This is a genomic window from Cytobacillus sp. MT66 (assembly GCF_058792595.1).
Genome location: NZ_JBXAFB010000034.1, coordinates 1 through 9145, shown reverse-complemented (window position 1 = coordinate 9145; position 9145 = coordinate 1). Strand labels below are relative to the sequence as shown.

At 35.5% G+C, this 9145-nt stretch carries 8 protein-coding genes, 2 pseudogenes and 1 riboswitch; of the genes and pseudogenes, 7 read left to right on the top strand and 3 right to left on the bottom strand.

Going from position 1 to position 9145, the window contains the following annotated elements:
* Nucleotides 1-201, top strand: a pseudogene (locus tag AC1Q59_RS24555) (ribonucleotide-diphosphate reductase subunit beta); the annotation flags it as partial.
* Complete coding sequence (locus tag AC1Q59_RS24550) at nt 201-653, top strand: flavodoxin domain-containing protein (RefSeq protein WP_492368493.1); 453 nt, start codon at nt 201-203, stop codon at nt 651-653. The pseudogene AC1Q59_RS24555 and the gene AC1Q59_RS24550, both read left to right, overlap by 1 nt.
* A gap of 191 nt (nt 654-844) precedes the next feature.
* Here AC1Q59_RS24550 and AC1Q59_RS24545 read toward each other — a convergent pair whose 3' ends face one another.
* Complete coding sequence (locus tag AC1Q59_RS24545) at nt 845-1726, bottom strand: sulfite exporter TauE/SafE family protein (protein ID WP_492368492.1); 882 nt, start codon at nt 1724-1726, stop codon at nt 845-847.
* Nucleotides 1727-1836: 110 nt separating this feature from the next.
* Between AC1Q59_RS24545 and AC1Q59_RS24540 the strand changes: the two genes are divergently transcribed.
* The 3 genes from AC1Q59_RS24540 to AC1Q59_RS24530 all read left to right on the top strand — a co-directional run bounded on the left by AC1Q59_RS24540 (nt 1837) and on the right by AC1Q59_RS24530 (nt 6449).
* Nucleotides 1837-2727: a LysR substrate-binding domain-containing protein gene (locus AC1Q59_RS24540; protein WP_492368491.1), complete on the top strand. Its 891-nt coding sequence runs from the start codon at nt 1837-1839 to the stop codon at nt 2725-2727.
* Nucleotides 2728-3362: 635 nt separating this feature from the next.
* A riboswitch (TPP riboswitch) is annotated at nt 3363-3477 on the top strand.
* Nucleotides 3478-3623: 146 nt separating this feature from the next.
* Nucleotides 3624-5408, top strand: coding sequence for a phosphomethylpyrimidine synthase ThiC (gene thiC, locus AC1Q59_RS24535; protein WP_492368495.1), 1785 nt, complete (start codon nt 3624-3626; stop codon nt 5406-5408).
* A gap of 588 nt (nt 5409-5996) precedes the next feature.
* Nucleotides 5997-6449 (top strand): OsmC family protein, encoded by a 453-nt coding sequence (locus AC1Q59_RS24530; RefSeq protein WP_492368490.1) that lies wholly within the window; start codon nt 5997-5999, stop codon nt 6447-6449.
* 564 nt (nt 6450-7013) lie between these two features.
* Here the strand turns inward: AC1Q59_RS24530 and rarD are convergent.
* Nucleotides 7014-7946: an EamA family transporter RarD gene (gene rarD / locus AC1Q59_RS24525; protein ID WP_492368489.1), complete on the bottom strand. Its 933-nt coding sequence runs from the start codon at nt 7944-7946 to the stop codon at nt 7014-7016.
* Between the two features lie 202 nt (nt 7947-8148).
* On the opposite strand from rarD, the pseudogene AC1Q59_RS24520 reads away from it, so the two are divergent.
* A pseudogene (locus AC1Q59_RS24520) lies at nt 8149-8238 on the top strand (sigma 54-interacting transcriptional regulator); the annotation flags it as partial.
* Between the two features lie 19 nt (nt 8239-8257).
* Here AC1Q59_RS24520 and AC1Q59_RS24515 read toward each other — a convergent pair.
* Nucleotides 8258-8344 (bottom strand): sigma 54-interacting transcriptional regulator, encoded by an 87-nt coding sequence (locus AC1Q59_RS24515; RefSeq protein WP_492368494.1) that lies wholly within the window; start codon nt 8342-8344, stop codon nt 8258-8260.
* An 83-nt stretch (nt 8345-8427) separates the two neighbouring features.
* On the opposite strand from AC1Q59_RS24515, the gene AC1Q59_RS24510 reads away from it, so the two are divergent.
* On the top strand, nt 8428-8652 hold the full coding sequence (locus tag AC1Q59_RS24510) for a hypothetical protein (protein WP_492368488.1): 225 nt from the start codon (nt 8428-8430) through the stop codon (nt 8650-8652).
* Nucleotides 8653-9145: the final 493 nt, after the last annotated feature.

Here is a 9145-nt window from a genome sequence, read left to right as displayed (position 1 = left end):
GAAGGGTATGTCGAATATCTTGCAAACAAGCGATTAAGACAGCTTGGTTTAAACAATCTTTATGAGGAAAGAAGAAATCCAATGCCTTGGATTCAAGTTTTTAGTGATGAAATGATGAATGCGACAAAGTCAGATTTCTTTGAACAAAAGTCAAGAACGTACTCAAAGGTCTCACAATCTAATGGATTTGATGAATTGTAATGAAGCTTGCCATTGTTTATACATCAGTAACAGGAAATACAAAAGAATTAGCTGAGGGAATTTATCGCATTTCCCTGAGAAAATCATTGGACACAGATATGTACCGGATCGAAGAGTTTCAGGAATCTTATTTGCTTCAATATGATGTAATCGTAATAGGTACTTACACATGGGGAAATGGGGAGATCCCAAAGGAAATGTGGCGACTATACCATGCGTTTGAATCACTTAATAGAAAAGATATGTTAACAGCAGTTTTCGGAACAGGAGATAGTTTTTACCCAAACTATTGTGGAGCCGTCGATTGGTTTCGGGATATGCTTTACGCACACACCAGCTTGACTGCTACTTTGAAAGTCGAGCTGATGCCACAAGAACAAGATGTTTATCGCTGTCAGCTGTTTGTGGAATCAATTGTAAAACATGCTAGTAATAAGAAAATACAAGTATAAATATCTATAATAATATTCATGGTCCTTGCGGTTCTTACTGGATAATGGTTCGAGAAATTAAATTCATGGACTGGTCATTTTTTTCGATCAGTCCATTGTTTATCAATAAGGGTAACCTTATCCCTATACCATTAAGAATGCGTTATATGATGGAGCTTTTTAGGATTCCAAGTTGAGCACGAAGATACAATTTAAATTAATTTATAAATCATCTGTATAATTAAGAGACAGATAATTATGAGTAAAAGGTACTTTGCTATTTTTTGAGGGATTTTAGGTAAAAGTAGAAGACCTATTTGAGAACCAATAATCGAACCAATAGCCATAGGAATTGCATAAGACCAATGGATAAATCCAGTCTGATAAAATACAATGAACCCTCCGGTGCAACTTCCAAGAATTAAAACCCTTGTCATTTGGATAGCCTTCATATATGTATGGTTGTTTTTCATATAATAAAGAATACTAAATGTGGAGGCGCCTGGCCCAAATCCCCCATCATAGGCAGCTACAAATAAAGGGATATATAGTCTCAACTTATTGGTAGGAGATTTATGAACAAGTTGTATATTAGCTGCCCACTCCTTACTTTTCAGGGTAACGATTAATGCAAAACAAAGTAATAAGAATGCTACAATATTCATTGTTTTTTCGTCTATATGTGCCGTTAGTAATGAACCACCAACCCCTCCTATAAGTGCTACTAATATATTTCTCAATATCGATTTTACAGTAAGTTGCTTATGACGGATTAGATAAAATACACTTGAAAGTGCAGCTATACCGGAGGAGAACTTGTTAGTAGCAATACTAGTTTGAATTGGAATACCGGTTAACATCATGCCTGGAACCGTAATTAGCCCAGCTCCTCCAGCTAACGTTCCCATGAAAGAGGCACCTAACCCAATAAAAATTAAAACAAAAGGATGAAAGCTTCCTCCTTTTATTCCCCAAATCCCTGTTCCAATGCCAATTAATGACATAGATGAGAGAAAGAAAATCATATATATTTTGCTTTGACTTTTTTGTTTACTATGCTGTTGGAATTCTTCTTTAATGATAGATGTATTCATTAAGTAATCCCCTTTACCATTCCTTACAGAAAGAGTATAAAATAAATATTGATAAGTCTAATATATGTTTTAAATATTTTTATAAAAAAAATTTATGGGAGGCTAAATCATTGAACCTTCATTCTCTTCGGATTTTTACTACTGTGGCGTCCATAAAGAGCGTTACTGAGGCTGCAAGAGTTCTTTCCCTAAGTCAGCCAGCCGTAACCATTCAAATACGAAATCTAGAAAAAGAAACAGGATTGAAGTTAATCGAGGCAGAAGGAAGAGGGATCAAACTGACCAACTCGGGTCAATTTTTATTTAAACAAGCCGAACGTTTATTTGATATGGAAAAAGACATAGAAAATAAATTGAATCAATTAAGGAATGGAGAGCTAGAAAATTTACAAATAGCATCAACTTATTTACCAGCTAATTTTTTGTTACCCTCATGGCTGGCCAAGTTTAAAAATGAATCACCTTTGGTAAATGTAGATTTATTTAGTGGTAATTCAAATGAAGTACTCGAAAAATTACTTCGCTATAAAGCTGATATTGCTTTTGTAGTAAAAGAAAAGTGGAAACAAACAGAATTAAACCTCCATCACTTAATGGACGTAGAATTTTGGTTTATTGTCCCGAAAAACCATAAATACAATGGAAAAGAGGTATTACTATCTGATTTGGTCCAAGAACCATTTTTATTAAGAGAGGAAGGAAGTTCTACAAGGGAAGTTCTTTTTTCTTTGTGCAAGGTTCATGGAGTTACGGTTCCACGCATAGGGTTGCAATTTCATGGTTTAAATGAATCTGTCCGTGCTGTTATAGCTGGGTATGGAACAATGCTAGCACCTTCACTGGCAGTACAAGAACACTTGAAGCGTAAGGAATTGGGGAGAGTTAAGGTTAAAGGTATTGAAATAAAACGCCCTGTATATCTTTGTAGCCGTAATAAAGATAAAGAATTATCTCCCAATATCGAAGGGTTCCTGAATATAATAAAAAGTAATCCTTTTTAAAGAAAAGTAGGGGAAAAGGTGGGATTTCTGAGGATTGGACTTCTGTTTGTTAAGGTACCCATAGTATTTTAGTTTTTATAACGGGGAGCATCTGGAAAATGTGATTCCGCCCTTGATCCATTTTAGAGGTCAAATCCCTTTTAAAATGAGCAATTCCAATAAAAATGGTAAATAACATTCTTCAGTTTGCAGTGGTTGTATCTAACCATAATTCCTTTAAACTTTTTGAAATTAGTTCCGTGATTATTTTATCTAAGGTGAAGCGAAAATTTAGGTACAGAATAGATGTATCCTTAAAAAGGAGAATTACACTAGAACAGATAGAGATGTATTCAGATAGTGGATGGGATTATGTAACGGGCTATCAATTTTTTTAAGTATATTCATCACCTGTTGAGCCCGATGTCCCAGAGCTACATATAGACCCGGCCAGAAATCTTTTACACTAAAGGCACTGGGTAAGAAATTAGCCTTTAAAAGAAGCTTAAATGAACAGTAGATTATCAATTACTCATAGTAATCCTCCACCTTTGGGCGGTGGTTTCTCGTTTAATTAAATTCAGTGAATTTTTCTCATTTTATAAATTTTCCTTTTATTTTAACGCAGTTTCATGTATATTAAAATCAAATAGAATAGAAATAACTAGGGGAGTCCAATAAGTTGGGCTGAGAAAGAAACACGTTGAAGTTTCTTGACTCTTGGGACCTGATCTGGTTCATACCAGCGTGGGGAAGTTAGTCATTATAGTCACACTACTTCTGTATACATATAGCCGGGTCCAATTATTTATTGGACACCGGCTTTTTTATGTACTTCATAAGCTTTAATAAGCTCTCCACTTGTTGTGTTCTTTATCTTGTCCTTATATTCATAAAAGGAGAGATTTATTATGTCAATGTCAACATCCTCATTAAACGATCAAAGTATTTCCATCATGTCTAATTTTTCCGGAAGTGAAAAAGTATATGTAACAGGTTCTAGACCGGACATTAAAGTTCCAATGCGTGAAATCAAGTTAAGCCCGACAACAGGTACGTTTGGAGAAGAAGAAAATCCTCCAGTGCGTGTGTATGACACCAGCGGACCATATACAGACCCTGATTATTCTGTCGATATTACTAAGGGTCTTCCTGCCCTTCGCCGTTCATGGATTCAAGAACGCGGCGATGTTGAGGAATATGATGGCCGTGAAATGACACCAGCGGATAATGGTTATAAAGATGAAAAGGATCCTCGCGCCAACCGTCATGCGTTTCCTAGTTTAAAGCGAAAACCGTTACGGGCCAAAAAAGGAAAAAATGTGACACAACTTCATTATGCAAGAAAGGGAATTATCACTCCCGAAATGGAATTTATCGCAATTAGAGAAAATATGAAACCTGAATTCGTACGGGATGAAGTTGCAAAGGGGCGAGCGATTATTCCCTCAAATATCAACCATCCAGAATCAGAGCCCATGATCATAGGCCGTAACTTTCATGTGAAAATTAATGCAAATATTGGTAATTCTGCTGTTTCATCTTCTATCGAAGAAGAGGTTGAAAAAATGACCTGGGCGACACGCTGGGGTGCTGATAATATTATGGATTTATCGACAGGGAAAAATATCCATACAACACGGGAATGGATCATTCGGAACTCACCGGTTCCTGTCGGTACTGTCCCCATTTATCAGGCACTTGAGAAAGTAAATGGTGTTGCTGAAGATCTTACCTGGGAGGTTTACCGTGATACCCTAATTGAACAAGCAGAGCAAGGTGTTGATTACTTCACCATTCATGCTGGTGTTCTTTTGCGGTATGTCCCGTTAACAGCTAAACGTTTAACAGGTATTGTCTCTCGTGGTGGGTCTATCATGGCACAATGGTGTCTATACCACCACAAAGAAAGCTTTTTATACACTCACTTTGAAGAAATCTGTGAAATCATGAAATCCTATGATGTTGCATTCTCTTTAGGGGATGGCTTACGTCCTGGGTCTATTGCAGATGCGAACGATGAAGCACAGTTTGCAGAATTAGAGACACTTGGTGAGTTGACAAAAATTGCTTGGAAGCATGATGTACAGGTGATGATTGAAGGACCAGGGCACGTACCGATGCACCTAATTAAAGAAAACATGGATAAACAACTGGAAGTTTGTCAGGAAGCGCCATTTTACACACTTGGGCCTCTTACGACTGATATTGCTCCTGGTTATGATCACATTACATCTGCTATAGGAGCTGCAATGATTGGTTGGTATGGGACGGCAATGCTTTGTTATGTAACGCCAAAAGAACATTTAGGTTTGCCGAATAGAGATGATGTTCGTGTAGGGGTTGTCACTTATAAAATTGCTGCACATGCTGCTGATTTGGCAAAAGGACATCCAGGAGCACACAAAAGAGATGATGCTTTATCAAAAGCTCGTTTTGAATTCCGTTGGAGGGATCAGTTTAATTTATCTTTAGATCCTGAACGTGCAATCGAATATCACGATGAAACGCTACCTGCTGAAGGTGCTAAAACAGCACATTTCTGTTCTATGTGCGGACCTAAATTCTGCAGTATGAGAATCTCACAAGATATTCGTAACTTTGCAAAAGAAAAGAAAATTGAAACGAAGGAAGCTATTGAAATAGGTATGAAGGAAAAAGCTGAGCAGTTTAAGAAATCTGGTGGTAACATATATCAGTAACTTTATTAGGGGGTTATTAGGGTAAAGGTCGATAAAATAGAAGAGGAAATTAATCAACTCATCATAATTTTAAAGGAAATCAACATTATGAAAAAGGTATCAAGTGTAATTAAAAAAATGTTTTATATTATATTATTAGTAATTAAAAAGCTTCATAAGAAATAAAGCTAAGAGATCCCATAAGAAACCTTGCCTTAATTTTTTAGTTGAGGCAAGGTTGTTTAACGTTATATATAAAAGACATTCCAATAGAATTAATGCCGCTTCGATCAATAAAATTATTTTATTACATACGGAAAGTTAACTTATCCACATGTTAATGGAACAGGTAAGTATTATTATTACTCCAAATAACCGGTCAATTATTATTAAGTGGGGTAGCTATTTTTACAACATAGCTCTTTATATTACTTTCACCCTTAAAATTCGTTTGGGAAATTACTTATCAATGAATCTAAAACAAGCTTAACAAAGCAAATCAAATTGTTGAATATATAAAAATTTTATGATAATATAAATATATTAATTCGCATATAATTACTAGGAATTAAAAAATATTAAAACCTGATGAAAAAGGAGAGATTTATATTGGCTATATCTACATATAAAGCAAAAACTTTTTTAAAAGAGAACGTGTTAGTAGAAGCTGAGGCAAGAAGTCATAAGGTAATTATCGATGAACCGGAAAGCCTAGGGGGCTCAGATAAAGGAATGAGTCCGGTTGAACTCCTTCTTTCTGCCCTAGGGGCATGCCAGTCAATCGTAGCAAGAACCTATGCGAAAAAATTTGATATAGCTCTTCAAAACTTTTGGGTTGAGGTAGAGGGAGATATTGACATTGACGGATTTCTTGGTAAATCTGATGTGCGGCCAGGGTTTCAAACAATAAGATATACATTTCATATTGAAACAACAGCCCCTGAAGAAAAAATTGAAGAATATAAAGAATATATTGAAGCCCATTGCCCTGTAGGCGATACAATTGCAAATCTAGTTAATCTTGTTTCCACAAATGTAGTTGTTGAGAATCCTGTTAAATAATGTTGTATGATTATCCTTTGTAAAGGATCATTATATGAAGTGGCTGTCTATTTAGACAGCCACTCTTCGTTAAATACACTAATCTAGCATTACTTCCTGAATAACTTATTGCAATCTGTACCTTTACCACATTCCGATCAATTCGGAAGGCCCACTACACAACAGTCCAGCAGTTCGATGGCAGAAATCGCAAACGGTGCGAATGAACTTGCTAACTGGGGAGAATAATTAAATAGCCAAGTGAGATAATTTCAATTAAGATTTTATTATTTTAATATTAAAAGTAATAATGGGGATCCTGCCAATAAATGCATTATTGGCAGGATCCCTTTTATATTTTTAAAATCAATTTATTTAAGAGGCTGGTTGTAAATTTTAAACTATATGCTTAATATCTATATTTTTAAATATAATATTTTTCAATAAATATCTATTATTATATATTTCAAAACCAAAATATGAATATACCTAAAGGTACACAATATTAATTATTTAAAAGTCGGCATCTAAAAATACGCGAATAAAAACAACTGGCCTGATAAGACCTGACTTAAGCAGTTGGAATCATGCTCCTAGACTTTTGCTCTTTTTATATTTTCCTTCATAATGTGTAAAGTATTTCATTTTCGATAAGGTAAATAATGTGATCGCTACCCAAATAAACATAAATGAAATGAAGTGGGTTTTTGAAAAAGTCTCATGGTAAACAAATACTCCAAGAATTAACGTAATCGTCGGTGATAAAAATTGAATAAATCCCAGTGTTGATAAAGGAATTCTCTGAGCCCCTTTGGCAAAGTAGAGAAGCGGTATGGCTGTCACGGCCCCTGCACCAATAAGCAGAAAATCCGTATTAATAGATACGGCTAAAAAGGACTGTACCCCCTTATAAGAAAGTAAGACCATATACAGAAAGGCAATAGGTGTGACGGCCATAGTCTCAAGGGCTAAACCTATATCTGCATCTAACTTGATCTTTTTTTTTGCTAAGCCATACAAACCAAAACTAAGTGCTAGAATAATTGATACCCAAGGAAAAAGGCCGTATGAAATTGTTAGAATCAAAACACCTAATAAGGCAAGAGCAAACGAAACATATTGCGATACTGACAATTTTTCTCTAAAAACAATCATTCCAAGCAAAACACTTACAAGCGGGTTAATGTAGTACCCAAGGCTTGCCTCAACCATATGATCATTATTAACTGCCCATATATAAATATACCAGTTGCCGCTTATTAATAAGGAAGCCACTATTAAGGCTGCCATCAACTTTTTATGTGTTCGAAACCCTTGAATGGTCTCTTTAAATAATCCCCACTTTTTTGTGATTAATAGAATTGCAGCCATAAAGAAGAATGACCAAATAATTCGGTTCGCTAATATCTCTTCTGCGCTGACATGCTGAATAAACTTCCAGTAAATTGGCAGCAAACCCCATATAAAATAGGAAAAGCCCGCATATATAGCACCTTTTTTGACTTCACTTTGATTCATAAGCCTTTTTCCCTCAATTCTTTCTAGTCTCGAAATATATTATAGATGCAGGAACAAGCTTTAATCAATCCTTTTTGATATCGGAAAAATACCGAAAAGTGCAGGCTCAATTGCATGCACTTTAGGGTTTTGTCGCATTTTCCATTTCTTTTTGTCTTAGCTTTACCCTTGAAATGAACTAAATTGGGTCGTAAATAGAAAAATATCAACGCTAATTGATGAAAAAGACGGGCCATTCATCGCCATCAATTGCGCAGCTATACCTGAATCGCTGTTGGAAAATGAGCTTTTTGCACACATAAAAGGGGCTTTTACAGGTTCAAACGCAAATAAACCACCTGGAGATGAAGAGAAAAGTCACCTATCTCATTAAGAAATATCGTTCCCTCATTAGCCATCTCAAATCTTCCTAATCATTGGGTAGGTAATATACGTGAACTACAAAATGTTGTTCATCACTTTATGCAATTGGAGATGTGATTTGATCACGGTTAAAAGCTTGCCTTCCTATCTAAGTGACCTATATAAAAAGCAAGGTAAACAAGAATGCTCTTCAGCAAATATCGACTGTAACATCCTGCAGAAGAAAGAAACATACGGGAGAAAAGGAGCAAATACTAAAGCTATTGGATCAGCTTGGCAGAGATACGACAGGCAAAAAGAAAGTGGCAGAACAGTTGAACATAAGCCTTCCTACATTGTATAGAAGAATTAGCAAATGAAGATTAAATGATCTTCTTCAGGTATCAGGTATATATTTTGGCCAATTGGGATGGAAGAGTAACAGCAACCTTTGAAGGAGAATCTGCCTTTACAATCACACTGACTGGGTCGGATACTTTCCGATCCTTTTTTATTTGTTTGCATTTTGACTGTTTACTTCTATTAAAAAAAGGAGTAATATAGGAATTCCCTGTGGAAAGGGAAAAGCAGTTATCACTTTTTGTAGGCAAGTATCAATATAAAAAGAAGTTGACTTCGAAGAATTAAAGTGTTATATTATAAAAGTCGCTAATGCGATGTTCGAAATTAAATTTCTTTGAGAAAAATATTTTAAAAGAAGTTGACTTCGAAGAATGAAGATGATATACTAAATCTTGTCGCTGCTTCGGCAGGACAAACAAATAGTTCTTTGAAAACTAAACGAAACAGAAACGCCAACGTAAATTATTTGTCCCGTATGGGACTAAACAAGAGCT